Origin of the sequence: Pseudomonas sp. B40(2017), from assembly GCF_002112855.1 — a bacterium.
Lineage (GTDB): Bacteria > Pseudomonadota > Gammaproteobacteria > Pseudomonadales > Pseudomonadaceae > Aquipseudomonas > Aquipseudomonas pharyngis.
Genome location: NZ_NEIT01000004.1, coordinates 252,055 through 276,117 on the forward strand (window position 1 = coordinate 252,055; position 24,063 = coordinate 276,117).

Below are 24,063 nucleotides of genomic sequence, written 5' to 3' on the forward strand. Positions count from 1 at the left end.
TGCGGGATCGGTTCTGTGGCGCCTGGCGCCCTTATGGAGGGCATTCTCGGGGGTACGCTCGCAAACATAAAGCCCCAACCTGCACACCGCGACGAAATGAAGCCCTGAAAATAAATGAAACTTGGCACAAACCGGGCCAGTCAATCATTACGTACTGACTTCCCCGTCAATGTTCCAAGGAGAAACACCATGGGTAGCACCGGCGATAAAGTGAAAGGCATGGCTAATGAAGCGGTCGGCAACGTCAAGCAGGGTGTCGGCAAAGCCACCGACAACACCAAACTGCAAGCCGAAGGCAAAGTGCAAGAGAAGAAGGGCGAGGCCCAGCAAGCAGTGGGCAAAGCCAAGGACGCGGTCAAGAAGGGCGTCGACAAGGCCTGATCCGGCCTTGAACGAAACAGCGAAGCGGCCATCCAAGGATGGCCGTTTTCGTATCCCGCTCACATGCGGTCACGGATCACAGTGTTTCAAAGTCGCCAAGTGAGCTACTTTGATGAAAGAAAAACGGCCCCTGAGTCGCCACGACTTCAACCTGTTCTGCGGCGAAAGGAGACGCGAATGATTTTTCCGGACATGAAAGGTCTGCCCCTGCACCGGGTGATGGTGCGCACGGTCACCGAATTCGTCGACGACGAGATGTCGACCTATGCCTCTGCACTGGCCTACCAGATGCTGTTTTCGCTGTTCCCGTTCATTCTGTTCCTGATTGCCCTGATCGGTTTTCTGCACCTGCCGGACTTTTTCTCCTGGCTGCGCCTGCAATCGGAACTGGTGTTGCCGCCCCAGGCGCTGGAGCAGGTCAACCCGGTGATCGATCAACTGCAGCAATCCAAGGGCGGCCTGCTTTCGGTGGGTATCGTCATCGCCCTGTACACCGCGTCCGCCGGCGTGCGCCTGATGATGAGTGCGATGAACGCCGCCTACGACGTGGTCGAGGGCCGGCCCCTGTGGAAGCGGTTTCCGCTGTCGATCATCTACACCGTCGGCATCGCCGGCATGTTGCTGGTGGCCGCAGCGCTGATGGTGCTCGGCCCGCAGGTGATGGGCTGGATCGCCGCGCAGGTCGGGCTCGAAGAAGTCATCGTCACCCTGTGGACCATCGCCCGCTGGCCGGTGATCGTGATTCTGATGATGGTGGCCGTGGCGCTGATCTATTACGTGATGCCCGACGTCAAACAGGAATTCCGTTTCATCACCCCCGGCTCGGTGCTGGCGGTGGTGGTATGGATCATCGCGTCCCTGGGCTTCGCGTTCTACGTCAAGACGTTCGCCAACTACAACGCCATGTATGGCAGCATCGGTGCGATCATCGTGCTGTTGCTGTATTTCTACATTTCCGCCGCCGTGTTGTTGCTCGGTGCGGAGATGAATGCGGTGATCGAACACATGTCCAGCGAGGGCAAGGATTCGGGCGAGAAAGTCCCCGGCGAACTCGATGAACATCCCAAACAACACGTTTCCGGCCTCGGGCGCGATCACTCGCTCAAGCCGAACACTGACGAAGCCTGATCATGATCCGTGAAATCCTGAAGATGGGCGACGAACGCCTGCTGCGCATCGCGCCGCCGGTGCCCGCCGAAATGCTCGACAGTCCCGAGCTGTGGCAATTGATCGACGACATGTTCCAGACCATGGAAAGCGTCGGCGGCGTCGGTCTCGCCGCGCCGCAGATCGGTGTCGATCTGCAACTGGTGATCTTCGGTTTCGAGCACAGCGAGCGTTACCCGGACGCCGAAGCAGTGCCGCAGACGATCCTGATCAACCCGCTGATCACGCCGCTCAGTCCGCTGATGGAGGAGGGCTTCGAAGGCTGCCTGTCGGTGCCGGGCCTGCGGGGCGCGGTGGATCGATACCAGCGGATCCGTTACGAAGGCGTCGACCCCAAGGGTGAGCCGATCTCGCGGGTGGCCTCAGGGTTCCATGCGCGGGTGGTACAGCATGAATGCGATCACCTGATCGGGCGCCTGTACCCGTCGCGCATTACCGATTTCAGCAAGTTCGGTTTTACCGAAGTGATGTTTCCGGATCTCGATCCCAACGCTGACGACTGACTAGCCCGCGCGCGGTGCCAGTTCCATGGCAATCATCGGCTTGCTCCGCGCATAACGACTCAAGCGCTCGGCCATGGCCTGGGGCAGGGCAGGATCGAAAGTGAAGCCGCGCCGCTCGTAGAATCCGCGCAAGTCCGGGTGGCAGAACAGCCACACCGGCATATCCACACCCTTCACCGCTTCGGCAATCAGCTGCGCGGCAATGCCTTGCTCACGGCAGGCCGGATCGACGAACAACCCGGTCAACCAATGTCCGCCGAACACCGGCCGCAGGCACAGCGCCGCCACGATTTCCTCCCGCCGCGCCACCCACAATTGCGCCTCGCGCACGGCTTTCATCGACGATTGATGCTGGCGGTAGAACTTGTTCATCAGGGGCCAGGACAGGTCATCGAGCTGGCTGTAACGGATGTCGGTCATGAATCGGACTGCCGGTGCAAAAGCCGCGGATTATAAAACAACGTGCCCGCCGGGATAGGTGTATACCTGATCTCACATCCCCCCTGAGTGGAGTACGCATCATGTCCAAAGGTATGGATTCGAAAAAAGCCGCGAAGAAGAAACCGGCCAAGACCGCCATCGAAAAACGCCACGAGAAGAGGGCGAAAAAAGTCGACATCTTTGGCCATTGATCACGCCGTTCGGGAGCCCGGATCCGGGCTCCTGTCTTGCCCTTGAAAACAGCCCGCAAAAATAATCTGCAAGATTTCCCGTTGGTGTTGCACAGAACGATCAGACCCTCGTTCCGAGCCACGCCATGCCCCACTATTTCGACGATGCCCATCGCCTACAGATCGAAACCCTGAGCCAGCGCTTCACCGCCCGCACCGAGTGGCCGACCTGGCTGCTGCTGATTGGCGTATATGGTGGCTGGTTCGCGATTGTGCTGGGCAGCGAATGGCTCGGCGTCTGGTGGAGCACGCTGCTGCTGATTCCGTTACTGGTGCTGTGGCTGTCGGTGCAGCACGAATTGCTTCACGGTCATCCGACGCGCTGGACCTTCGTCAACAAAATCCTCGGCTATGCGCCGTTTGCGGTGTGGTATCCCTACACGCTCTATCGCGACAGTCATTTGCAGCACCATCGCGACGAAGACCTGACGATTCCCGGCGTCGATCCCGAGAGCCGTTACCTGAGTGCCGAGCGCTGGCAGGGCCGTTCGTTGTTCGAACGCAGCCTGCACTGGCTGAACAAAACCGTATTGGGCCGATTCATTCTTGGCGCGCCGCTGGCGTTGCTGGCGCTGGCCAGTGAAGAACTGCAACGTCTGAAAAGCGGCGAGCGCCAGGCCTGGCTGATGTGGTTGACTCACGGCGCCCTGACCGTGCTGATGCTTTTTTTCATCGCCCGCTACAGCGTGTTGCCGGTGTGGCATTACCTGTTTTTGATCAGTGTGCCGGCGCTGTCGATCGCAATGGTTCGCTCCTACTATGAACACCGACCGCACACGCAACCGGAGCAGCGCACGGTGCTCAACGAAGCCGGATGGCCGTGGCGCTGGCTGTTCCTGAACCTGAATTTCCATCTGGTACACCACGATTTGCCGAAGCTTTCGTGGTACGACTTGCCCAAGGCCTACCGCATGCGCCGGGAGCAATGGGTGGCGCGCAGCGGCGGGTTTCTGGTGCAAGGTTATGGGCAACTGTGGCGCCGGCACGGCATCAAGCCGATCGACAGCCCGCAGCATCCTTTTATTTGAGGCCAGCATGACGTCAGGTTACGCAGAACTGTTGATGTACATCGCACCCGAGCCGATTCGCGCGGCGAACGAGCAGTGGCTGGCGCGGATTCTCGAACACCTGGGCCGTTCGCGGCTCGATGCCGACGGCTTGTCGTTGCTTGAACTTTGGCGCTCGCCTGATTTGTTGCTGACCCAGACCTGCGGCTATCCGCTGATGACCGCGCTGCGTGGGCAGGTAAAGATTGTCGGTCGTCCGCGTTACGAATTGCCCGACGCCAGCGCCGGCAACCATTGCAGCCTGATCCTCGCCCGCGCCGAGGATCCGCGCCGCAATCTGGCAGAGTTCTTCGACAGTCGCGGGGTGATCAACAGCGAGGACTCCAACAGCGGCATGAACCTGTTGCGTCAGCGTTTGGCGCCGCTGCATCGGGACGGTCAGTTTTTCGCCTCTGTGGGCATCAGTGGCGGCCACCGCGAAAGCCTGCGCTGGTTGCGCGAAGACCGTGCCGATCTGGCGGCCATCGACAGCGTGACCTTTGCGTACCTGGCGCAGTACGCCGCCGCAGAGGTCAGCGGCTTGCGGGTAGTGGCACGCAGTGCGTTCAGCCCGACCTTGCCCTTCATCACCGCTGCCAGCACGACGGACGAACAGATTGAACACCTGCGCCGGGCGATGAATCGCAGCCTTCAAGACCTGCCCGATGTGGCCCGCATCCTCGGTTTGCCCGAAGTCCTGCCCGCCAGTGAAAGTGATTACCTCGTCCTGCTGGATTATCAGCGCGAGGCCGAAGAACTGGGTTATGGCCGCTTGCGCTAGCAGTCTCTTGTAATTCACTAATGGAATATAAAAATTCTTTTTAAGTATTTTTAACGCATAAGGCGCCTTGCTAGGATCGCGCCACCGGACGACCGGACATTCAGCGACCCTTGACCAAGGAGCCCCCATGTCCGGCGCCGACTCATCCCATCGCAATCATGTGCACACGTTGTTTGGCGACCATTACCAGTGGTTGTGCACACGTCTGCGTCGGCAATCGAATGATGCGGCCACCGCCGAAGACATCGCCGCCGAAACCTTCGCGCAACTGCTCGAATCGCCGGGCCTGACCGCCATCCGTGAACCCCGCGCCTTGCTCACCACCATCGCCCAACGCCTGCTGTACGAGCGCTGGCGGCGGCGTGATCTGGAGCGTCGGCATTTGCATCAGCTTCATCAGGGTGACTTCGATCACCCGCCGTCTCCCGAAGAACTCGCCGACCTGTCGCAGAGCCTCAAGCACCTGGACCGGACGCTCCAGCGCCTGCCGGGCAAGGTGCGTTCGACCTTCCTGCTGGCGCGAATCGACGGCCTGACCTACCCGCAAATCGCCGCCGAACTGGGTATCTCCCAACGTTCGGTGAGCCTGTACATGACCCGCTCCCAGGCCTTGTGCAACCGCCACAGCGCCAACCAAACCCTGATTTCCTCCCAGAACAAGAGGTCCGCATGAGATCGCTCAAAACCCTGCTCGGCAGTTCGCTGCTGGCCCTGACCCTGACCGCCGGCCACGCCGTGGCAGCGGAAAAAACCGCGCCGATCCACTTCGGTGACATCACCTGGGAAAGCGGCAGTTTCATCACCGAAGTGCTGCGCCTGATCGTCGAGAAAGGCTACGGCTACCCGACCGACACCCTGCCGGGCAGCACCGTCAGCCTGGAGGCGGCGCTGGCGAAAAACGACATTCAGGTGATCGGCGAAGAGTGGGCAGGGCGTAGTCCCGCGTGGGTCAAGGCTGCCGCCGAGGGCAAGGTGTTTGGCCTCGGCGACACGGTGAAGGGCGCCACCGAAGGCTGGTGGGTGCCGGAATACGTGATCAAGGGCGACCCGGAGCGCGGGATCAAACCGCTGGCGCCGGAACTGAAATCCGTGGCCGATCTGCCGCGCTACAAGGATGTGTTCAAGGACCCGGAAGACCCGAGCCGCGGGCGCTTCCTCAACAGCCCGACCGGCTGGACCTCTGAAATCGTCAACAGCCAGAAACTCAAGGCGTATGCGTTGAACGACAGTTACGTCAACTTCCGCACCGGCTCCGGCGCGGCGCTGGATGCCGAGGTGGCGTCGTCGATCAAGCGGGGCAAACCGGTGCTGTTCTACTACTGGTCGCCGACGCCGCTGCTCGGTCGCTTCAAACTGGTGAAGCTGGAAGAGCCACCGTTCGACGCCGAAGCCTGGAAAACCCTGGCCGATGCCAACAACCCCAATCCGAGAGGCACCCGTTCGATGCCGGCGAGCCTGGCGATTGGCGTGTCGGCGCCGTTCAAGGCGCAGTATCCGGAGCTGGTGACGTTCTTTGAAAAGGTCGACTTGCCGATCGATCTGCTGAACCAGACTCTGGCCGGGATGAGCGAAAAGCGCCAGCAGCCACGGCAGGTGGCCGAGGCGTTCCTGCGCGATCAACCGCAAGTGTGGAAGCCTTGGGTGCCGGGTGATGTGGCGAACAAGGTGAGTGGGAGTCTGTAGTTCTTTTCTGATATTTCTGTAGTGCTGCACCGACGCCATCGCGGGCAAGCCCGCTCCCACAGGGTTGTGCGCAATGTTAAAGCCAGCGTGGTACCTGTGGGAGCGCGGCTTGCCCGCGATGGCGTCCGACCGGCAAAAACGTTTTTGCGCTGAACCGTTTCTCGTCCGCTTCCTGTCCGAACTCCCGCATTACTGGCCGACTAGTGGCCTTGCGCAAGGCCTTGCGCTGTCTATGCTCATTCATAACTAACTATGTCGACCGCCATTCAAAGCGCTCCGGCGGCAATCGGTTAGCCGTGAACAAAGCTGCCAGAGTGCGCAATCCAAGGCACCGACACTTGACCGACAAGGAGCTGTTTTTTAAATGGAAGTTCTTCTGCATGTTAGGAATGGCCCGCCTGCGGGCTATCAAGAAAAGGATGTCTTGATTAGAGCGTCGCTGCATGGACTCTTTGATTAATCATCGTTTATCACCTGACAACTTCCTCCCGTGGAGGAAGGCGTGTGCCTGTTCTGTGGAACGTAGTGGTGGATTCTGAAAGACCTGAACTTTCATCAAATCAAAAGAACGCGCGGAAGGTGATAGAGACATGTTCAACCTACATCACAAGGCTGATCTGCAGGAAATCGAACGTTTCAGCTGTGCCCTGACCGAAGCCAACGCCAAGCTGGCGGCGATCAGCCGTTCGATGGCAATGATCGAATTCACCCCCGAGGGCATCGTTCTGGATGCCAATGACAACTTCTGCAAGACCATGGGCTACAGCGCCGAGGAAGTGCGTGGCAAACACCACCGGATCTTTTGTGAAGAGGAGTTTTACCGCAGCGAGGAATACGCCAAATTGTGGCGTGACCTGGCCCGGGGCGAACCCATCAGCGGCACTTTCCTGCGTTTGAACAAAAGCGGTCGGGAGATCTGGCTCGAAGCCAGTTACATGCCGGTGTATGGCCCGGACAAACAGGTCCGAAGTGTGATCAAAGTGGCGGCGGATATCACCGCGCGAGTGAACAAGGAGAAGGAAGAGGAGAGCATGCTGGCCGCCATCGGTCGCTCTATGGCGGTGATCGAGTTCACCCCGGAAGGCAATGTGATCACGGCCAACGACAACTTCCTCAAGACCATGCAGTACTCGCTCAACGAAATCGTCGGCCATCATCACAGCCTGTTCTGTCACCGTGTCGAGGCCGAGTCCGCGCAGTACAAGGCCTTCTGGGCCTCGCTCAATCGCGGCGAATATCACTCGCACCGCTTCGAGCGCAAGAACAAGTCGGGGCAGACCGTTTACCTCGAAGCTTCTTACAACCCGCTGTTCGACGCCAAGGGTCGGTTGTACAAAGTGGTGAAGTTCGCCAGCGACATCACCCACCAGATGACTACCTTACAGACTGCTGCGGAATCGGCTCACAGCACCTCGGTACAAAACGACGCCTGCGCGCAAAAAGGCTCACAGGTCGTGCAGCAAACGGTGCAGATCATTCAGGACATTTCCCGCGACCTCAACGAGGCGGCGCTGAGCATCGATGCGGTCAGCAAACAGTCGGACATCATCGGCACCATCGTTCAGACCATTCGCGGCATTGCCGATCAGACCAACCTGCTGGCGCTCAACGCCGCCATTGAAGCGGCGCGGGCGGGTGAGCACGGGCGGGGTTTTGCCGTGGTGGCGGACGAGGTGCGCAGCCTCGCGGCGCGGACCAGTCAGGCAACCCTGGAGATTGTCGATGTGGTGCGTAAAAACCATGAGCTGTCGTTAAGCGCGGTGTCGAGTATGCAGTCGAGCCTGAGCCGCACCGGGCTCGGGGTGGAACTGGCGAACGAGGCGGGGGATGCGATTCGGGAGATTCAGCAGGGCTCGCGGCATGTGGTGGATGCGATCAGCCAGTTCAACGAGACGTTGCAGTTGAACTGACTGATCGCAACATCCGAAAAACCTGTGGGAGCGGGCAAGCCCGCTCCCACAGGTGTCAGTGTTTAATCCGATTCAACCGGCAGCAGTCAGAGCGAAGCGAGGAACTTGTCAGCCGACTCGTCGCTGATCTTCGCCGAGTTGGCGTCTTGCTTGTTCTGCTTCTCGGCTTCGGCCAGCTTCATCTTGTCCTGCAGTCGCTCGGCGATTTCTTTGCCGATGGCCAGTTGTTTCTCCGGCGGCATGGCTTTGATGTCGTCCTCGGTCAGGCCCATTTCCTGGAGGATACTGTCGCGCAGACGCTGTTCCGGCGTTTTGCTCATGTAGTCCTTGAACTCATCCATAGCCGATGAGCCCGTGGATTTGGTCTGCGAAGAATCGGAGGTTTGCAGAGCGACACGGGTCTTGGCGAACGCCTCGTCGACGTTGTCGCTGATGCGCGTGGCTTCGCTGACTTGCTGGGTCGCCAGTTGCGTGGCCGATTCCTGCACCTTGGCGGTGGCTTCGGCGGTTTGCGCCTGGGCCTGGTTTTGCAGGGTTTGCAGCATCGCGCCGTGCAGGCCGCCTTGCAGTCCGGCTGCGGCGGTGGCGGTTGCATCGTCATTCAGCTGCTTGGGTAGATGAATGATTTGTTGTTGTTTTGCACTGACCAACATGATGAATGAACCTGTAGGTAATGACTGTCAGCCCTAGGCAGCAATTACCGTGCCTGTTGAATAAATTCATATTTATCAATGGCTTGTGGTTTTTCGTGAACAGGTGAAGCGGTCATCCCTTGCCGGTGGGCGGCAGAGGATGACCGTTGTCCGTCAGCGATGGGCAATGTTTTCCAGCGCCAGGTTTCGGGTGCGGGGGCCGAAATAGCCGATGGTCAGCATCACGATCAACATGCTGGCGACGATGAACGCCAACACGCCCGGTGTGCCGAAGTGGTCGAGGAACAGACCGATCAACAGGCTGCTGAATACCGTCGACAAGCGACTGAACGAATAGCAGAAGCCCACCGCCCGGGCGCGGATGTTGGTGGGGAACAGCTCGCTCTGATAGGAGTGATAACTGAAGCTCAGCCAGGCGTTGCAGAAGGTAATCATCACGCCGCAAAAGATCAGGCCGAAGGCGCTGGTCTGCAACGCGAACAGGGTGCCGAAGGTCATGGCGCCGAGGGCCGAGCCGACGATCTGCCACTTGTTCTCGAAACGGTTGGCGAATTTGACGAACAGCAGCGGGCCGAGGGGGTAGGCGAGGGTGATGATGAACGCGTACATCAAGCTGTGAGTGACGCTGACGCCCTGACCGGAAAGCAACGCCGGCAGCCAGTTGCCGAGCCGAAGAAACCGATGGCCTGGAAAATGTGAAAGACGATCAGCATCAACGCGCGGCGGCGATAGGGCGGTTGCCAGATATCGGCGAAACGGCCCTTGCCTTCGACATCGACGGCTACCGCTTCCGGTGCATCCAATGGCTTGCGGTGATCCTTCTCGCAGCGCGCCTCGATGTTATCGAGAATCCGGTTCGCCTCATCGAAGCGGCCATGCTGCGCCAGCCAGCGCGGCGACTCCGGCAGACGTTTGCGCAGCCACCAGATGAACAGTGCAAACACCGCGCTCGCCAACACCACCCAACGCCAGCCGGACACCCCGAACGGCGCTTGCGGCACCAGCCACCAAGACATCAACGCCACTGCCGGCACCGACAGGAACTGCACGAAAAATGCGAAGGCAAACGCCGAACTGCGCATGCGCTTGGGCACCAGTTCCGAGAGGTAGGCGTCGATGGTCACCAGTTCGATGCCGAGGCCAATGCCCACCAGAAAACGCATGCAGATGATCCCCAACGCCGAACTCTGCACGCCCATCAGTACCGTGGCCACGGTGTACCAGACCAGCGCGAAGGTGAAGATCGCCCGCCGACCGAACCGATCGGCCATCGGGCTCAGCAGACTGGCGCCGAGAAACAAACCGAGGAACGTCGCCGAGGCGAACGCAGCCTGATCGGAGAAACCGAACACGCCCTGATTGCCGGTGGCGAAGATGCCATCGCGGATCAGGCCGGGGCTGATGTAGGCGGTCTGGAACAGGTCGTAGAGTTCGAAAAAACCACCGATCGACAGCAGTGCCACCAGCCGCCAGAGGGTGGCGACTGCCGGGAGGCGGTCGATGCGGGCGGAGATCTCGGCGGCGCGTATCGGGTCGATGCCGTCGCATTGCGCGGCGGGGGCGTTTGCAGTCATGGGCTGATCCATTTTTTATTGATGGAAAAGCTTAGCCTGCTATCGGAAATCAAGGATTGTTTATATCGGCGGTTGGCGCAGTAAATCCGCCGATTTCTTGCAATATCCGCTTACCAATTAACGATTTATGTCGCGGGCTGCGGATCCGGCAATGCCGAGGCCGGAAGGCCGAACACCTTATCGAACAGCCAGTTGAACGCGAAGGTGTAGCAAGGGATGAACACGATCAGCGCCAGATCCAGCAAAAAGGCCTGCACCAGACTGATGTTCATCCACCAGGCGATCAGTGGAATCAGGAACACGATCAGCGTCAGCTGGAAGCCGACGGCGTGGGCGATGCGCCGTTTCACCGTGCGGGTGCGCGACACCTGACGGCTTTCCCATCGCTCGAACAGCGAGGTGTAGATAAAGTTCCAGGTCACGGCGATGGTGGTGATGATCACCGCCAGCGGGCCGGTGCTGCCGGGCGAAGTGCCGGACAACAGGGCCAGGCCAAGGGCCGAGAAGGTCATGCCGATCACTTCATAGAGCGACACATAGACCAGTTTGCGTTTGACGCCTTGCATGGGGAATTGCCTCTTTCTTGCGACTTGTGACCAGTGGGCTGGCGAAGGCGACGAAAGATAGCTTCAATGCAGGTGACAGAAAAAGTCAGTAGCTTTCAGTTTTATTGATAGGTGTGTGAAGTGAATTTCAACAGTGAAAGCATCGAGCTGTTTCTTGCCGTGATCGAGCGCGGCTCGTTTTCCGCCGCCGCCAGGGCGTTGGGCAAAGTCCCGTCGGCGGTGAGCATGGCCATCGGCAATCTGGAGGCCGAACTCGGTTACTCGCTGTTTGATCGCAGCCATCGCGAACCGCAGCCCACTGCGATGGCGCTGTCGCTGGTACCCCATGCGCGGCTGATCGCCGATCAGCTCAAGCAATTGCAGGTGCATGCGGTGCAGTTGTCGCTGGGGCTGGAGAGCAAGTTGTCGATCGGCGTGGCGGCGGATATTGATCGCCGACGGTTGCTGACGGCGATCAAGGACCTCAGCGAGCGTCATCCGCTGCTCGACATCGAAGTGCTGACTGCGCCGCAGGATGATGTGCTGGCAATGCTTCACAGTGGCCGGGTCAGCGTGTGCCTGGCGTTCGCCGGGTTGAGCGTGAATGTGCTGGAACGGTTTCAGTTTGTCGGCAGCGAACGAATGATCGCCACGCTGGCGGCGGATAGCCCGCTGTTGCAGGGACAGGATCTGTTTCTCGAGGATCTGGTGCATGTGCGGCAGATCGTCGTCGGCAGTCGTGATTTGCCGATCAGCGAAACCCGGCCGCTGGTGGCCGAGTCTCACTGGCGCACCGACAACCTGGAAACGGCGCTGGAGATGGTCGAGGCAGGGTTGGGCTGGGGCAATTTTCCGCTGTCGGTGGTGCAGCCGTGGCTCGATAGCGGACGGCTGAAACGGCTGAATTTCCGCAACATCGAAAACGGCCTGGTGCTGCCGGTGCATGCGGTATGGCTCAAGAGCCAGCCGTTGCAGAAGGGCGCGCTGGCTCTGGTGGAGTTGCTTGGGAAGTGAGGTGATCGTTCACACGCTCTGCGTGGGAACGATCAAAGTCTGGGAGTGATGCGGGGTCAGGTGCTCTCGCGGATTTTGAGTTCGAAGCCCATGTCCTCCACCGGCCGCGCCACGCTGTTGCCGGCCATCAGCGTCAGCATCTGTTCCGCTGCACGCTTGCCGATCGCTTCTCGGGGCGTGTTGATGCTGCTCAGGCGCGGCACCATGTGTTCCGACATCGGCAGGTCGTTGAAGCCGAGGATCGCCACTTGCTCGGGGATCTTGATCCCGTTGCGCAGCGCTTCGAGCAGGGCGCCCTGAGCCAGGTCGTCATTGCCGAAGAAGATCGCATCGACATCCGGATGCGCCGCCAGCAATTGCAGGAACAACTCGCCACCCAGGCCCACGGACGATGCGCGCGGGGTCAGCACTTCCAGATCCGGGTCGTAGCGCCCGGCCTTCTGCAACGCCTTGCGAAAGCCTTCACCGCGCAGCAGGGTGCGCTGATCGAGCTGCGCACCGATGTACGCCAGACGCTTGCGGCCACGGGACAGCAAATGTTCGGCAGCCGTTTCGCCGGCACTGAGCTGCGAGAAGCCGACGCAGTTCACCCCGGCGGCGCTGTCCAGTTCCATCATGTACACGCAGGGAATGTTGCTGGCCTCGATCATCCGCCGCGAACTTTCGGTGCGGTCGAAACCGGTCAGCAGCAAACCGCGTGGCTGATAGGCCATGTAGTTGCGCAGCAGGTTTTCTTCTTCATCGCGCGAATAGTGGAAGTTGCCAATCAGCACTTCGAAGCCTTTGGGCGTCAGTACCCGATGAATGGCTTCCAGGGTGTCGATGAATAAAAGGTTGGACAGCGAAGGCACCAGAACCACCACCGAATGGCTCTGGGCCGAGGCCAGGGCGCGGGCGGCGGGGTTGACCACGTAGTTGAGTTCCAGCGCGGCTTTCTGGACTTTTTCCACCAGTTCGGTGGCAACCGTGCTGACCCCACGCAGGGCGCGGGAAGCGGTAATCGGGCTGACGCCGGCCAGACGGGCGACTTCATTAAGGGTGGGACGGCCGGTGGTGCGGGTGTTTTTATCGTTTTTAGGGGTGGTCATCGGGCGGCTTGCCAAACAAAAATCAAGGCACTAAGGTAGCGCTGTCCTTATGCAGCTGCAAATGCGTAAGCGAGGTCCTGCCTGATCTTCGCTTTTTGGCGTACGGACAAAACCTGCTGCAACCCAAAAAAACGACAAGAAGGCGTCGGCAACTTCTGCCTGTGCACTAGAGTCATAGCTAGCAAAGGTAGCGCTGTCTGCGCGCTGAGGTGTTACATGAATCATCCCATCACCGCCCTGGTCATCATGGGCGTTGCCGGTTGCGGCAAGACGTGCGTCAGCGAGGCCCTGTGCCAATTGAGCGGCGCCACTGCCATTGAAGGCGATACTTTCCATCCGGCCGCGAACATCGAAAAGATGAGCGCGGGGATCCCCCTGAACGACGAAGACCGTGCCGGCTGGCTCGACAGCCTGTGCGACGAACTGCGCCGCGTCGACGCCCTGGGCGAACGCCCGGTGCTGACTTGCTCGGCCCTCAAACACAGTTATCGCGAAGTGCTGCGCAGCGCCTTGCCGGGCCTGGGTTTCGTGTTCCTCGAATTGACGCCTGAAGTCGCCGCCGAACGTGTGTCCCACCGTCCGGGCCACTTCATGCCGGCCACCTTGATCGAAAGCCAGTTCGCCACCCTCGAATCGCCCAAGGGCGAGCCGTTGACCCTGGCCCTGAATGCTTCGATCCACAGCGTTGAAGAGCTCGCATCGCAAGCCCACGTCTGGTGGCAGGCCCATGGCCTGAAACAGGCGGTATGAGTGTGATTGCGAAGATAGCGCTGTCCATGCGACTTCTGATTAACCCGCTTTAATAACAACAACAAACCAGGAGACACCCCCTCATGTTTGGCATGTCCCATGACGCCTACCTGCTGCTCGATGCAGTGGTTACGGTGATCGGACTCATCGTCCTGATCACCAAATTCAAGATTCACCCCTTCATTGCCCTGACCATCGCCGCCGCGTTCCTCGGCCTGACCTCCGGCATGCCGATCGGCACCATCATCAAGGCGTTCCAGGACGGCTTCGGTGGCGTGCTCGGTTTCGTCGGCATCATCCTCGCGCTGGGTACGATGCTCGGCAAGATGATGGCCGAATCCGGCGGTGCCGATCAGATCGCCCAGACCCTGATCCGCGCCTTCGGCAAGGACAAGGTTCAGTGGGCGATGATGTTCGCCGCGTTCCTGGTGGGCATTCCGCTGTTCTTCGAAATCGGCTTCGTGCTGCTGATTCCGCTGGTGTTCATCGTGGCTCGCCGCACCGGTGTGTCGATCATCAAGATCGGTATCCCGCTGCTCGCCGGCCTGTCCGCCGTGCACGGTCTGGTGCCGCCGCACCCGGGCCCGCTGCTGGCCATCGGCGTGTTCGGTGCCGACATCGGCAAGACCATTCTTTACGGTCTGATCGTCGCACTGCCGACCGCCATCATCGCCGGTCCGATCTTCGGTACGTTCATCGCCAAGCACATTCCGGGTCATCCGAACCAGGAACTGGTCGATCAACTGGCCCGTGAAAACGATTCGGCCAATCTGCCGAGCTTCAGCATCACCCTGGTCACCGTGCTGCTGCCGGTGTTCCTGATGCTGTTGAAAACCTTCGCCGACGTGGCGCTGCCGGACGGTCATTTCTTCCGCACCTGGATGGACATGATCGGTCACCCGATTTCGGCACTGCTGCTGGCATTGCTGCTGTCGCTGTACACCTTCGGTCACAAGCAGGGCATCGGTTCTCAGCAGATGCTCAAATGGCTCGACGCGAGCCTGGCGCCGACCGCGGCGATCATCCTGATCATCGGTGCCGGCGGTGGCTTCAAGCAGATGCTGGTGACCAGCGGCGTGGGCGACGTGATCGGCCACATGGCGGTCAGCGCGCAGATCTCGCCGATCCTGCTGGCATGGCTGGTGGCCGCGGTGATCCGCATCGCGACCGGTTCGGCCACCGTGGCGACCATCACGGGCGCGGGCATTGTGGTGCCGGTGGTCGGGATGATTCCGGGCGTGAACCGTGAGCTGCTGGTGCTGGCCACCGGTGCCGGCTCGCTGATTCTGTCCCACGTCAACGACGCCGGTTTCTGGCTGGTGAAGCAGTACTTCAACATGACCGTCGCCGAGACCTTCAAGACCTGGACCGCGATGGAAACCATCCTGTCGGTGGTGGGTTTGGGCTTTATTCTGTTGCTGTCGCTGTTCGTTTAACCTCGAACGCAAGACACAAAAAAACCGCAGCGATGCGGTTTTTTTGTGCTTGGTGGATTGATCGTTCCCAAGCAGAGCGTGGGAACGATCATCACCTCAGGATTTGGTCACCAGACCATCCGCCCGGAACATCCCGCGAATCCCGCGTACCGCCTGGCGAATCCGGTCCTGGTTTTCGATCAATGCGAAGCGCACGTGATCGTCGCCGTACTCACCAAAGCCGACACCCGGCGAGACGCAGACCTTGGCCTCGGCCAGCAGCTTCTTGGCGAACTCCAGCGAACCGAGGTGCGCGTAGGCTTCGGGAATCTTCGCCCAGACGTACATCGAAGCTTTCGGGTTCTCGACCATCCAGCCCAGTTCATGCAGGCCTTTGACCAGTACGTTGCGGCGCTGGCGATACTGCTCGGCGATGTCGCGCACGCACTGCTGATCACCTTCCAGCGCAGCAATCGCGGCCACCTGCAGCGGGGTGAAGGTGCCGTAATCGTGGTAGCTCTTGATCCGTGCCAGGGCGCTGACCAGCTCCGGGTTGCCGACCATGAAACCGATGCGCCAGCCCGCCATGTTGTAGCTCTTGGACAGGGTGAAAAACTCCACCGCAATGTCCTTGGCGCCCGGCACCTGCATGATCGACGGGGCTTTCCAGCCGTCGTAGACGATGTCGGCGTAGGCCAGGTCGTGCACCACCAGCACGTCGTACTGTTTGGCGAGGGCGATCACCCGTTCGAAGAAGTCCAGCTCCACGCACTGCGCGGTCGGGTTCGACGGGAAGCCGAGGATCATCATCTTCGGTTTCGGGATCGAGCCGCGAATCGCCCGCTCCAGCTCGGCGAAGAAGTCCACGCCCGGCACCAGCGGCACCGACCGCACCTGGGCGCCGGCAATCACGGCACCGTAGATGTGAATCGGGTAGCTCGGATTTGGCACCAGCACGGTGTCGCCCTGATCCAGGGTCGCCAGCATCAAGTGCGCCAGGCCTTCCTTGGAACCGATGGTGACGATGGCTTCGCTTTCCGGGTCGATATCTACCGCGTAGCGCTCCTTGTACCAGTTGGAAATCGCCCGGCGCAGGCGCGGAATGCCCTTGGACGTGGAGTAACCGTGGGTGTCTTCGCGTTGCGCAACCTGCACCAGTTTTTCAACGATGTGCGGCGGCGTGGCGCCGTCGGGGTTGCCCATGCTCAAGTCGATGATGTCTTCGCCACGACGTCGGGCGGCCATCTTCAGCTCGGCGGTGATGTTGAAAACGTAAGGGGGGAGTCGATCAATGCGCGCAAAGCGGCGCGGCGAACCTTGTTCAGCCATTGTTGCCTCGGATAACGTAAGCGCCCGGAACCGTCCGAGCGACGCTGGTCACTGCGGTGACCTGTGGCGGACGATAAGGTCAGCGATGGCATACTGTCCAGAGCCTTTGTAAACAAATTTTTCTCAAGGAAAACCGGTTGATGGAATTTACCAGCGGCTTCTTGCTGAGCCTTTCGCTGTGCCTGGATATCGGCGTGGCCAACATCGCGATGATCACCCTGGCGATGCAGCGCGGCTATTTTCAAGGCTTCGCGCTGGGCCTCGGCACCTGCGTCGGTGACCTGGTCTACGCGGTGCTGGCGCTGGCCGGGATGACCGTTCTGTTGCAATACGAAACCGTGCGCTGGGTGCTGTGGATCGGCGGTTCGGCGCTCTTGATCTACTTCGCGGCGAAGATGATCTATTCGGCGATCCACCACGAGGCGCAATTGGCGGCGACCGCCGAGGTCGGCCAGAACTCCCATCGCAAGGAGTTCTTCCGTGGGATTTTTCTGGCCATGTCGTCGCCGAGCGCCATCCTCTGGTTTGCGGCGGTGGGCGGTACGTTGATCGCCCGTTCCGGTGGCGGCGGTCCACTCAGCTCTGCGCTGTTTCTCGGTGGTTTCCTGTGCGCCGGGCTGCTGTGGTCGGCGGGACTGTGTTTCGCCGCGAGCCATGGCGGCAAGTTGCTGGGCGACAAACTGCTGCGCTATTCGTACATGGCATCTGCCGCGATCTTCTGCTATTTCGCGGTCTACGTGATCGTATCCGGTTATAACGAGTTTGTCGGCTCCGGGGCCGCCGAGGCCCTGCATACGCTGTAAATGTGCGAATCGGGTTTGGCTTCTATACTCCCAGCCGAACCCACTTTTTTCGTTCAAGGAGTCGAGTCATGGATGAGCAAAAACGCGTCGAAGTGGCTGAACCTCGCTTCGAACATGGACACTTCCTGCTGATTGCAGGTTTTCGCGATCGCTTCACCAAAGAGACCGTTCAGGACATCCCTGCGCTGTGGGAAAAACTGATCCCGCACATCGGACATATTCCGGGGCAGAAGGGCGAAGTGACCTACGGTGTCTGCAGCAATTTCGACGGCAACGGCGGTTTTGACTACATGGCCGGGGTCGAGATCAGCAAGCTCGATGAGTTTCCACAGGAAAAGTATCCGTGGATCGAAATCCTCCCGCGCCAGTACGCGGTGTTCGAACACAAGGGTTCGCTGGATCAGTTGCCGCAGACCATTGATTACATCTACAAAACCTGGCTGCCGGCATCCGAATACAAAGGGCTCAACGCCCCGGAGCTGGAACGCTACAGCGCCGATTTCAATCCGAAGCTCAATACCGGAAAACTGGAAATCTGCGTCCCGGTGGAAAAGAAAACCTGATCGGCAACCGGCAGCGCGAATCCGTTTCGCGCTGCCGGTCGATCCCTACTTGCCCTTGATCCGTCGTGCCCGCAACAGGTCGATGCCCAGGGTAATGAAGCCGAAGAAGCTGATGCCCAACACCATCAACAAACCGATTTCCACGCTGCTCATAAACGGTTCCCCCCTCGGGTGATCAGAGACAGGCACCAGAAATAGACCGTCCTGAATCCGAAGAAAAGCGCTTATACGCAGGCTTTACGCCCCCTGCGCGGATCGATATGAACACCTTATTCCTTTATCCTTGGCGACCTTGTTTCCACTGATTTCGAGCCGCCATGAACACCGCCATCCGCCACGTCACCGCCGCCGACCTGGATCGCTGCTACGCCATCGAAACCCTCGCCTACGAGGGCGACGAAGCCGCGACCCGCGAAAAGATCGCCACGCGCATCGCCACCTGGCCGGACGGTTTCATCGTCGCCGAGGTGGACGGGCAGGTAGCCGGGTTCATCAACTCCGGCGCGGCGTTTGACGTGCAGATGTCCGACGAGGCGTTCAAGGAACTGATCGGCCACGACCCGGCGGGGCCGAACGTGGTGATCATGTCGGTGGTGGTGCACCCGGATTATCAGGGCCTGGGCCTGGCCAAGCGTCTGCTGGGTGAATTCATCGAGCGCATGCGCGAGCAGGGCAAGGCGACGATTCACCTGATGTGCAAGGAACGGCATATACCGCTGTACGCCGGATTCGGTTTCGCCTACATCAAACCGTCCGAATCCGACCACGGCGGGATGGCGTGGCACGAGATGATCCTGACTCTCTGAAGAACACTGCAAATCCCCTGTGGGAGCGGGCTTGCTCGCGAAGGCGTCGTGTCAGTCGATATTTAGTTTGACTGACCCACCGGCTTCGCGAGCAAGCCCGCTCCCACAAGGGAAAATGGTGTTTGCAAGTTTTGGTCAGTACAGCGTGTCGAGCACTCGCTTCGGGGCCTCGCGATCATAAGCCTCGGCATCAAACTGCCCATCATTCAGACGCTTGTGAAACGCGCCCGCCGTCGGCAGCGCCGAGCGCGGCAAGTGGGTTTCAGGGTTCCACGCATCCGAACGCACGAATACCTTGGAGCAATGAAAAAACGCCGCTTCCACCCTCACCAGCAACACCGTACGCGCCGGTTTGCCGTTCACCGCGAAGCTTTCCAGCAACTCGGGATCAGCGCTGATGGTCGCCGTACCGTTGACCCGCAACGTCTCGCCGATCCCCGGAATGATGAACAGCAGCGACACCCGTGGATCGTGCAACACGTTGCGCAAGGTATCGATGCGGTTGTTGCCCGGACGATCCGGCAAAGCCAGAGTGCGCTCGTCAATGATCCGCACAAACCCCGGCGCATCGCCGCGCGGGGAACCGTCGATGCCGTCGGCACCCACCGAGCTGACAATCACCAGCGGCGAAACCCGGACCATCGCCTGATAGTCCTCGTTGAGAAACCCGATCTGTTTGCGCACCGCCCGTTCGTGGGGCAAGCCGTAGATGGCTTCCAGCGCTTCGATTGAATCGATCATCGTTGCTCCCTCGACGATTAGAAGAACAACCCCATGCGCCGCTCGTAACCGATGCGGCCCTTGTACGCTTCGCCGCTGTCAACGAAACCGTACTTGGCGTACAGCGCAATCGCAGCGTCGTTGTCGGCGTCCACTGACAGCTCCAGCCCTTTGATTTCCGGCCAGGCCTGACGTGCAACCTCCGGCAACGCCAGCAGGCAAGCCTTGCCATAGCCCTTGCCCTGGGCGCGGTGATCGACCTGCAACGCATGCAGGGTGGCGCTGTGTTCATCGGCCCATTCCGGCAGAACCGGCGGGCGCTTGAGCAGCAGGAACGCCACTGGCTTATCTTCTGCCAGCAGGGCAAAACCCTTCACGCCAGGGCCGGGTTTCGACAGCAGCGTGTGCAGGGCGCCGTGGATGTCGCCGGAGAACTTGATCTGCTCGGCGTGGATTTCAATCGCTTCGACCTGCTGGCGCTGCAAGGCGTTAAGGCTCTCGTACGGCACGAGTTTGGCTGACAAGGGAATTTCCTTTTTCCTACAAAAATGAGCCTTGGATTCTAGCGACTTTGCGTTCGCTGGTTTTTTTTTGTTTCAGCTGTCGATCCGGCAAATCGCCGAACGACTAAGGGTGTCTTCACAACAAAAACCACGGAGAACACCATGAGCGCCCAAAGCGATATCCAGACCCTGATCAACACCTACCGCGAAGCCGTCATGACCAAGGACGTCGAGAAAGTCATGGCGCTGTACGCCGACGACATCCTCTCGTTCGATGCGATCAAGGCCCTGCAATTCAAGGGCAAACCGGCCTACCGCGCGCACTGGGTGGATTGCATGGAAATGTGCCCCGGCCCGCACATCTTCGAGTTCCACGAAATCGCGATCGAAACAGGCGACAACATCGCCTTCGCCCACTGGGTTGCCAACTGCGGCGGCACCAATGAACAGGGCGAAACCCAGAGTTGCTGGATGCGCGCCACCGCCTGTTATCGGCTGGTCGGCGGTGCCTGGAAAATTGCCCACGAGCACTGGTCGGCGCCGTTCGATCCGATGACCGGCTCGACCCTGTTCGATGCGAAACCCTGATCTTCAGCCATAGTTGATTCGTCCGATTCAGGAGAACGCCATGAAGTATTTATGCCTGGTCTACAGCGATGAGCGCCTGCTGCATTCGTCGCCCGACAGCCCGGAAGATGCCGAATGCTGGGCCTACGCCGAGTCGATCCAGGGCAGCGGCCGAATGGTCGCCGCCGAAGCGCTGGAGTCGGTGCAGACCGCCACCACGGTGCGCATGCGTAACGGCAAGCTGTCGATCACCGACGGCCCGTTCGCCGAGACCAAGGAGCAGTTGGCCGGCTTCTACCTGATCGACGCGCGTGACCTCAACGAAGCGATTCAGGTCGCCGGCAACATTCCGGCGGCCCGGGTCGGCAGCGTCGAAGTGCGTCCCGTGCGCCAGTTGAATGTCTGAAGTCAGGGCGCGGGTCGAGCAGGTCTATCGCGAAGACTCGCGGCGGATCCTCGCGACCCTGATCCGCCTGCTCGGCGATTTCGACCTCGCCGAAGAAGCCTTGCACGAGGCGTTCTTCGTCGCGGTCGAACGCTGGCAGCGTGACGGCGTGCCGGACAATCCGCGGACCTGGCTGGTATCCACCGGGCGCTTCAAGGCCATCGACGTGTTGCGCCGGCGCGCACGGTTCAAGGCCTCGCAGCCGTTGTTGCTGGCGCAACTGGAAGAACTGGAACAGTCCGAATGGGACGCTGAAGACGTGGAAGACGATCGCCTGCGCCTGATCTTCACCTGCTGCCACCCGGCGCTGGCGGCGGACGCGCAAGTGCCGCTGACCTTGCGTGAAGTCTGCGACCTCACCACCGAGGAAATCGCCCGGGCATTCCTCTCGGCCCCGGCGGCGATTGCCCAGCGCATCGTGCGGGCCAAGGCCAAGATCCGCGATGCGAAAATCCCTTATCAAGTACCGAGCCTGAGCGAATTGCCCGAACGCCTCGACAGCGTGTTGCGGGTGATTTATCTGGTGTTCAACGAGGGCTACTCGGCGTCCGGCGGCGCCCAGGTGACCCGCGAAGACCTGACCCGTGAGGCGATCCGCCTCGGGCGGTTGCTGCTGGAGTTGTTGCCGGACCCGGAAGTCATGGGACTGCTGGCGTTGATGCTGCTGCATGAATCGCGGCGCTCGGCGCGGTCGACGCCGGATGGAGAACTGATTCTGCTGGATGATCAGGATCGCGGATTGTGGAATGCCGAGCTGATCGCCGAAGGCTGTGATCTGGTGGAAAAGGCGCTGACCACGGGACGCTTCGGGCCTTACTGCCTGCAGGCAGCGATTGCGGCGGTGCATGCCGAAGCGCCGACGGCGGGGGAAACGGACTGGGCGCAGATCGTCGGGCTGTATGACGTGTTGCTGCGGGCGGTGCCGTCGCCGGTGATCGAGTTGAACCGGGCGGTGGCGGTGGCCAAGCGTGACGGGGCGCTGGCGGGATTGACGCTGATTGAAGGGATTCTGGGGCGTGGGGAGTTGCAGGATTACCACTTGGCGCATTCGGCGCGGGCGGAGTTTTGCCGGCAGTTGGGGCGGGTTGAAGAGGCGCGGGCGGCTTACCGGCGAGCCTTGGAATTGACTCGGCAAGAGCCGGAGCGGCGGTTTATCGAGGGGCGGCTTTCGGCTTTGGATCGCTTGCCCTCACCCTAGCCCTCTCCCAGAGGTAGAGGGGACCGATCCGGGGATATTGGGGATATACGCCGACCTGAACGGTTCGCTGTGAATCCATAATCGACCAGATCTTTCAGGTCTGACTCTCACGTAAGTCACCTCGACGCCGACGTGAACTAATTCGCCGTGAATCCATAATCGACTCGATTTTTCAGGTCGATGTATTACGTCAGACGCCTCGGTCGGCTCCCTCTCCCTCCGGGAGAGGGCTGGGGTGAGGGCGCTTTTGATTTTGCCTTTCGCCTTTCGCTTTTAGGCCTGCTGCCGAGTCGCAGCCATCACAATCTCGCGAATACAAACCCCCTGCGGCTGCCCATACGCATAAGCAATCGCCGTCGCCACATCCTCGGCGCTCAGCACCGTGCCGCCCATGTCCTGTTTCCACGCCTGATACCCGGTCTTGATCGCCTCATCCGTGGTGTGGCTCAGCAACTCGGTCTCCACCGCACCCGGCGCAATCGTGGTCACCCGCACATTATGCGGCGACAACTCTTCACGCAGGTTTTCCGACAATCCATGCACCGCAAACTTGGTCCCGACATAGGCCACATGGTTGGGGAAGGTCTTGCGCCCGGCCACCGAGCTGACGTTGATGATGGTGCCATGCTTGCGCTCGATCATCCCGGCCACCACCGCGTGCACGCCGTTGAGCAGACCCTTCACGTTGACATCGAGCATCTGGTCCCACTGTGCCGGATCCTGCTTGCTCATCTCGCCCAGCAGCATCACCCCGGCGTTGTTGATCAGCGCATCGGCCGGGCCAAATTGCGCTTCGGCCTCGGCGACAGCGGCCAGCAAAGCGCCGCGGTCAGTGATGTCGACGCGGCGGCTGAGGGTGTTTGGCAGTGCCAGAGCTTCGAGGCGTTCGATGCGCCGGGCCAGCAACAACAGTGGATGGCCGGCCGCGCTCAAGCGGCGGGCGGTGGCTTCGCCGATGCCCGAGCTGGCGCCGGTGATGATGATCAAGGGCTTGCTCATGGTTGAACTCCTGAGATAAGAAAAACAAATAACCAGATTCGTGACGCAGTATATTTAGCCCGCTGGAGGCTGAAAAATGCCTTATTCCTCTGTCTGCTATCGGAATCTCCTATGGATCTCCGCCATCTCAAAGCCTTCCTCGCGGTGTTCGAAGAACGCAACATCACCGCTGCCGCGCAACGGCTGTTCATCAGTCAGCCCACGTTGTCGGTGACCATCAAACAGCTGGAAGAAGAACTCGGCGCGACGCTGTTCGTGCGTCAGCCCCGTGGTGTGGACGTCAGCGACGAAGCGCGACTGCTGTACCCGCAGGCACGCCGGATGGTGGCCGAATCCGAGGCGCTGAGCCGGATGTTTCGCGGCCGCGAAAATCGCGTACCGCTGACCCTCGGCATCGAGGGCGACATCGCCGCCAGCCACATCGAAGCCTTCGTGCGGATGGCCCATCAGGCATTGCCCAATCTGCTGCTGACCCTGGAAGAGGGCTGTCACGGCGATGGTCGATTGGCGGTCGAGGACATGTGCTGCGAGGACGAACTGTTCCTGCCGCTGTGGGAAGAGTCGTATGTGATGGCGCTGCCTCTCGACCATCCGATGGCCAACGCGCAGGCAGGCTGGGCGCCGATCGAAGACTGGATCACCTGTCCGCAACATCCTTCGCATCAACGGTTGATGGCGCTGTACGGACGCTCGCCGGAAGTAGTGGCCGGGCACGCCGGTTCACTGCAACAGGCGTTGCACATGGTGGCTGCGGGTGTCGGCGTGGCGATGTTGCCGCAGTCGCTGGTGAGCGGGCACGAGCGCATCGTCGTGCGCGCGCTGCACCTGCCGGCGCCGACCCGGCGGGTGGGATTGTGCTACGCGGCGCAGGCGTTGGAGTTGCCGACAATGCGCGGGTTGCACGAGTATTTTCAGGTGAACCGCCCGGCGGCCATCGAAGCCGCCTGAG

General features: G+C 60.4%; 25 protein-coding genes and 3 pseudogenes. 19 read left to right on the forward strand and 9 right to left on the reverse strand.

Annotated elements, in window-relative coordinates; genetic code table 11:
* Positions 1 to 189 precede the first annotated feature (189 nt).
* From CAF76_RS11855 to def, 3 genes are all read left to right on the forward strand, one after another.
* Positions 190 to 381, forward strand: a complete 192-nt coding sequence (locus CAF76_RS11855) for a CsbD family protein (protein WP_085647321.1) — start codon at positions 190 to 192, stop codon at positions 379 to 381.
* 177 nt (positions 382 to 558) lie between these two features.
* Complete coding sequence (locus tag CAF76_RS11860; protein WP_039766115.1) at positions 559 to 1,509, forward strand: YihY/virulence factor BrkB family protein; 951 nt, start codon at positions 559 to 561, stop codon at positions 1,507 to 1,509.
* 2 nt (positions 1,510 to 1,511) lie between these two features.
* Positions 1,512 to 2,051 carry a peptide deformylase gene (gene def, locus CAF76_RS11865; RefSeq protein WP_064598909.1) on the forward strand — a complete coding sequence of 180 codons (540 nt, stop codon included), beginning with the start codon at positions 1,512 to 1,514 and terminating at the stop codon, positions 2,049 to 2,051.
* Here def and CAF76_RS11870 read toward each other — a convergent pair whose 3' ends face one another.
* Positions 2,052 to 2,471, reverse strand: a complete 420-nt coding sequence (locus tag CAF76_RS11870; protein WP_085647322.1) for a GNAT family N-acetyltransferase — start codon at positions 2,469 to 2,471, stop codon at positions 2,052 to 2,054.
* Positions 2,472 to 2,808: 337 nt separating this feature from the next.
* Here CAF76_RS11870 and CAF76_RS11875 point away from each other — a divergent pair, with 337 nt between their 5' ends.
* From CAF76_RS11875 to CAF76_RS29030, 6 genes and pseudogenes are all read left to right on the forward strand, one after another.
* Positions 2,809 to 3,750 carry a fatty acid desaturase gene (locus CAF76_RS11875; RefSeq protein ID WP_085647323.1) on the forward strand — a complete coding sequence of 314 codons (942 nt, stop codon included), beginning with the start codon at positions 2,809 to 2,811 and terminating at the stop codon, positions 3,748 to 3,750.
* A gap of 7 nt (positions 3,751 to 3,757) precedes the next feature.
* Positions 3,758 to 4,549, forward strand: coding sequence for a phosphate/phosphite/phosphonate ABC transporter substrate-binding protein (locus CAF76_RS11880; protein WP_085647324.1), 792 nt, complete (start codon positions 3,758 to 3,760; stop codon positions 4,547 to 4,549).
* A gap of 127 nt (positions 4,550 to 4,676) precedes the next feature.
* On the forward strand, positions 4,677 to 5,222 hold the full coding sequence (locus CAF76_RS11885; protein ID WP_085647325.1) for a sigma-70 family RNA polymerase sigma factor: 546 nt from the start codon (positions 4,677 to 4,679) through the stop codon (positions 5,220 to 5,222).
* Positions 5,219 to 6,232: an ABC transporter substrate-binding protein gene (locus CAF76_RS11890; protein WP_064598898.1), complete on the forward strand. Its 1,014-nt coding sequence runs from the start codon at positions 5,219 to 5,221 to the stop codon at positions 6,230 to 6,232. The genes CAF76_RS11885 and CAF76_RS11890 overlap by 4 nt, the downstream gene beginning before the upstream one ends.
* 590 nt (positions 6,233 to 6,822) lie before the next feature.
* Positions 6,823 to 7,593: pseudogene (locus tag CAF76_RS29025) on the forward strand (PAS domain-containing protein); the annotation flags it as partial.
* Between the two features lie 120 nt (positions 7,594 to 7,713).
* A pseudogene (locus CAF76_RS29030) lies at positions 7,714 to 8,142 on the forward strand (methyl-accepting chemotaxis protein); the annotation flags it as partial.
* A gap of 86 nt (positions 8,143 to 8,228) precedes the next feature.
* On the opposite strand, the gene CAF76_RS11900 reads toward CAF76_RS29030, so the two are convergent.
* The 3 genes and pseudogenes from CAF76_RS11900 to CAF76_RS11910 all read right to left on the reverse strand — a co-directional run bounded on the left by CAF76_RS11900 (position 8,229) and on the right by CAF76_RS11910 (position 10,935).
* Entirely contained in the window at positions 8,229 to 8,795 is a 567-nt protein-coding gene (locus tag CAF76_RS11900) for a hypothetical protein (RefSeq protein ID WP_085647327.1), read from the reverse strand.
* A gap of 153 nt (positions 8,796 to 8,948) precedes the next feature.
* Positions 8,949 to 10,369, reverse strand: a pseudogene (locus CAF76_RS11905) (MFS transporter).
* Positions 10,370 to 10,494: 125 nt separating this feature from the next.
* Positions 10,495 to 10,935 (reverse strand): PACE efflux transporter, encoded by a 441-nt coding sequence (locus CAF76_RS11910; protein WP_064598890.1) that lies wholly within the window; start codon positions 10,933 to 10,935, stop codon positions 10,495 to 10,497.
* A gap of 120 nt (positions 10,936 to 11,055) precedes the next feature.
* Here CAF76_RS11910 and CAF76_RS11915 point away from each other — a divergent pair, with 120 nt between their 5' ends.
* Positions 11,056 to 11,928 (forward strand): LysR family transcriptional regulator, encoded by an 873-nt coding sequence (locus CAF76_RS11915; protein WP_085610770.1) that lies wholly within the window; start codon positions 11,056 to 11,058, stop codon positions 11,926 to 11,928.
* 56 nt (positions 11,929 to 11,984) lie between these two features.
* Here CAF76_RS11915 and CAF76_RS11920 read toward each other — a convergent pair whose 3' ends face one another.
* Positions 11,985 to 13,016, reverse strand: a complete 1,032-nt coding sequence (locus CAF76_RS11920; RefSeq protein WP_085647328.1) for a LacI family DNA-binding transcriptional regulator — start codon at positions 13,014 to 13,016, stop codon at positions 11,985 to 11,987.
* Positions 13,017 to 13,232: 216 nt separating this feature from the next.
* On the opposite strand from CAF76_RS11920, the gene CAF76_RS11925 reads away from it, so the two are divergent.
* On the forward strand, positions 13,233 to 13,766 hold the full coding sequence (locus tag CAF76_RS11925) for a gluconokinase (RefSeq protein WP_064598881.1): 534 nt from the start codon (positions 13,233 to 13,235) through the stop codon (positions 13,764 to 13,766).
* An 83-nt stretch (positions 13,767 to 13,849) separates the two neighbouring features.
* Positions 13,850 to 15,202, forward strand: a complete 1,353-nt coding sequence (locus tag CAF76_RS11930; RefSeq protein ID WP_085610768.1) for a GntP family permease — start codon at positions 13,850 to 13,852, stop codon at positions 15,200 to 15,202.
* A gap of 96 nt (positions 15,203 to 15,298) precedes the next feature.
* Here CAF76_RS11930 and alaC read toward each other — a convergent pair whose 3' ends face one another.
* A complete protein-coding gene (gene alaC / locus CAF76_RS11935) occupies positions 15,299 to 16,510 on the reverse strand; it encodes an alanine transaminase (protein WP_085647329.1) in 1,212 nt (403 codons plus the stop codon).
* A 140-nt stretch (positions 16,511 to 16,650) separates the two neighbouring features.
* Here alaC and CAF76_RS11940 point away from each other — a divergent pair, with 140 nt between their 5' ends.
* The 3 genes from CAF76_RS11940 to CAF76_RS11950 all read left to right on the forward strand — a co-directional run bounded on the left by CAF76_RS11940 (position 16,651) and on the right by CAF76_RS11950 (position 18,682).
* Complete coding sequence (locus CAF76_RS11940; protein WP_064598875.1) at positions 16,651 to 17,313, forward strand: LysE family translocator; 663 nt, start codon at positions 16,651 to 16,653, stop codon at positions 17,311 to 17,313.
* A gap of 68 nt (positions 17,314 to 17,381) precedes the next feature.
* A complete protein-coding gene (locus tag CAF76_RS11945; RefSeq protein WP_085647330.1) occupies positions 17,382 to 17,876 on the forward strand; it encodes a GyrI-like domain-containing protein in 495 nt (164 codons plus the stop codon).
* A 317-nt stretch (positions 17,877 to 18,193) separates the two neighbouring features.
* Positions 18,194 to 18,682, forward strand: coding sequence for a GNAT family N-acetyltransferase (locus CAF76_RS11950; RefSeq protein WP_085647331.1), 489 nt, complete (start codon positions 18,194 to 18,196; stop codon positions 18,680 to 18,682).
* 135 nt (positions 18,683 to 18,817) lie between these two features.
* Here the strand turns inward: CAF76_RS11950 and CAF76_RS11955 are convergent, their stop codons facing one another.
* A complete protein-coding gene (locus tag CAF76_RS11955; RefSeq protein WP_085647332.1) occupies positions 18,818 to 19,423 on the reverse strand; it encodes a pyridoxamine 5'-phosphate oxidase family protein in 606 nt (201 codons plus the stop codon).
* Positions 19,424 to 19,440: 17 nt separating this feature from the next.
* Entirely contained in the window at positions 19,441 to 19,926 is a 486-nt protein-coding gene (locus tag CAF76_RS11960; protein WP_064598870.1) for an N-acetyltransferase, read from the reverse strand.
* 141 nt (positions 19,927 to 20,067) lie between these two features.
* Between CAF76_RS11960 and CAF76_RS11965 the strand changes: the two genes are divergently transcribed.
* From CAF76_RS11965 to CAF76_RS11975, 3 genes are read left to right on the forward strand one after another with little or no spacing between them, the layout of a single operon-like run.
* Positions 20,068 to 20,493 carry a nuclear transport factor 2 family protein gene (locus tag CAF76_RS11965; RefSeq protein WP_085610764.1) on the forward strand — a complete coding sequence of 142 codons (426 nt, stop codon included), beginning with the start codon at positions 20,068 to 20,070 and terminating at the stop codon, positions 20,491 to 20,493.
* Between the two features lie 40 nt (positions 20,494 to 20,533).
* Positions 20,534 to 20,878, forward strand: a complete 345-nt coding sequence (locus CAF76_RS11970; RefSeq protein WP_007951101.1) for a YciI family protein — start codon at positions 20,534 to 20,536, stop codon at positions 20,876 to 20,878.
* Positions 20,871 to 22,115: an RNA polymerase sigma factor gene (locus CAF76_RS11975; RefSeq protein ID WP_085647333.1), complete on the forward strand. Its 1,245-nt coding sequence runs from the start codon at positions 20,871 to 20,873 to the stop codon at positions 22,113 to 22,115. The genes CAF76_RS11970 and CAF76_RS11975 overlap by 8 nt, the downstream gene beginning before the upstream one ends.
* Before the next feature lie 273 nt (positions 22,116 to 22,388).
* On the opposite strand, the gene CAF76_RS11980 is transcribed toward CAF76_RS11975, so the two are convergent.
* Positions 22,389 to 23,114 (reverse strand): SDR family oxidoreductase, encoded by a 726-nt coding sequence (locus CAF76_RS11980; RefSeq protein ID WP_064598864.1) that lies wholly within the window; start codon positions 23,112 to 23,114, stop codon positions 22,389 to 22,391.
* 111 nt (positions 23,115 to 23,225) lie between these two features.
* On the opposite strand from CAF76_RS11980, the gene CAF76_RS11985 reads away from it, so the two are divergent.
* Entirely contained in the window at positions 23,226 to 24,062 is an 837-nt protein-coding gene (locus tag CAF76_RS11985; protein WP_085647334.1) for a LysR family transcriptional regulator, read from the forward strand.
* Position 24,063: the final 1 nt, after the last annotated feature.

Excerpts from the sequence above, each read along its gene's own strand:
- CAF76_RS11925 (WP_064598881.1), top strand. The coding sequence starts at position 13,233 with ATGAATCATCCCATCACCGCCCTGGTCATCATGGGCGTTGCCGGTTGC.
- CAF76_RS11855 (WP_085647321.1), top strand. The coding sequence starts at position 190 with ATGGGTAGCACCGGCGATAAAGTGAAAGGCATGGCTAATGAAGCGGTC.
- CAF76_RS11975 (WP_085647333.1), top strand. The coding sequence starts at position 20,871 with ATGTCTGAAGTCAGGGCGCGGGTCGAGCAGGTCTATCGCGAAGACTCG.
- CAF76_RS11890 (WP_064598898.1), top strand. The coding sequence starts at position 5,219 with ATGAGATCGCTCAAAACCCTGCTCGGCAGTTCGCTGCTGGCCCTGACC.
- alaC (WP_085647329.1), bottom strand. The coding sequence starts at position 16,510 with ATGGCTGAACAAGGTTCGCCGCGCCGCTTTGCGCGCATTGATCGACTC.
- CAF76_RS11945 (WP_085647330.1), top strand. The coding sequence starts at position 17,382 with ATGGATGAGCAAAAACGCGTCGAAGTGGCTGAACCTCGCTTCGAACAT.
- CAF76_RS11870 (WP_085647322.1), bottom strand. The coding sequence starts at position 2,471 with ATGACCGACATCCGTTACAGCCAGCTCGATGACCTGTCCTGGCCCCTG.
- CAF76_RS11950 (WP_085647331.1), top strand. The coding sequence starts at position 18,194 with ATGAACACCGCCATCCGCCACGTCACCGCCGCCGACCTGGATCGCTGC.
- CAF76_RS11940 (WP_064598875.1), top strand. The coding sequence starts at position 16,651 with ATGGAATTTACCAGCGGCTTCTTGCTGAGCCTTTCGCTGTGCCTGGAT.
- CAF76_RS11880 (WP_085647324.1), top strand. The coding sequence starts at position 3,758 with ATGACGTCAGGTTACGCAGAACTGTTGATGTACATCGCACCCGAGCCG.
- CAF76_RS11910 (WP_064598890.1), bottom strand. The coding sequence starts at position 10,935 with ATGCAAGGCGTCAAACGCAAACTGGTCTATGTGTCGCTCTATGAAGTG.
- CAF76_RS11885 (WP_085647325.1), top strand. The coding sequence starts at position 4,677 with ATGTCCGGCGCCGACTCATCCCATCGCAATCATGTGCACACGTTGTTT.
- CAF76_RS11900 (WP_085647327.1), bottom strand. The coding sequence starts at position 8,795 with ATGTTGGTCAGTGCAAAACAACAACAAATCATTCATCTACCCAAGCAG.
- CAF76_RS11955 (WP_085647332.1), bottom strand. The coding sequence starts at position 19,423 with ATGATCGATTCAATCGAAGCGCTGGAAGCCATCTACGGCTTGCCCCAC.
- CAF76_RS11860 (WP_039766115.1), top strand. The coding sequence starts at position 559 with ATGATTTTTCCGGACATGAAAGGTCTGCCCCTGCACCGGGTGATGGTG.
- CAF76_RS11980 (WP_064598864.1), bottom strand. The coding sequence starts at position 23,114 with ATGAGCAAGCCCTTGATCATCATCACCGGCGCCAGCTCGGGCATCGGC.
- CAF76_RS11970 (WP_007951101.1), top strand. The coding sequence starts at position 20,534 with ATGAAGTATTTATGCCTGGTCTACAGCGATGAGCGCCTGCTGCATTCG.
- CAF76_RS11985 (WP_085647334.1), top strand. The coding sequence starts at position 23,226 with ATGGATCTCCGCCATCTCAAAGCCTTCCTCGCGGTGTTCGAAGAACGC.
- CAF76_RS11965 (WP_085610764.1), top strand. The coding sequence starts at position 20,068 with ATGAGCGCCCAAAGCGATATCCAGACCCTGATCAACACCTACCGCGAA.
- CAF76_RS11920 (WP_085647328.1), bottom strand. The coding sequence starts at position 13,016 with ATGACCACCCCTAAAAACGATAAAAACACCCGCACCACCGGCCGTCCC.
- def (WP_064598909.1), top strand. The coding sequence starts at position 1,512 with ATGATCCGTGAAATCCTGAAGATGGGCGACGAACGCCTGCTGCGCATC.
- CAF76_RS11875 (WP_085647323.1), top strand. The coding sequence starts at position 2,809 with ATGCCCCACTATTTCGACGATGCCCATCGCCTACAGATCGAAACCCTG.
- CAF76_RS11930 (WP_085610768.1), top strand. The coding sequence starts at position 13,850 with ATGTTTGGCATGTCCCATGACGCCTACCTGCTGCTCGATGCAGTGGTT.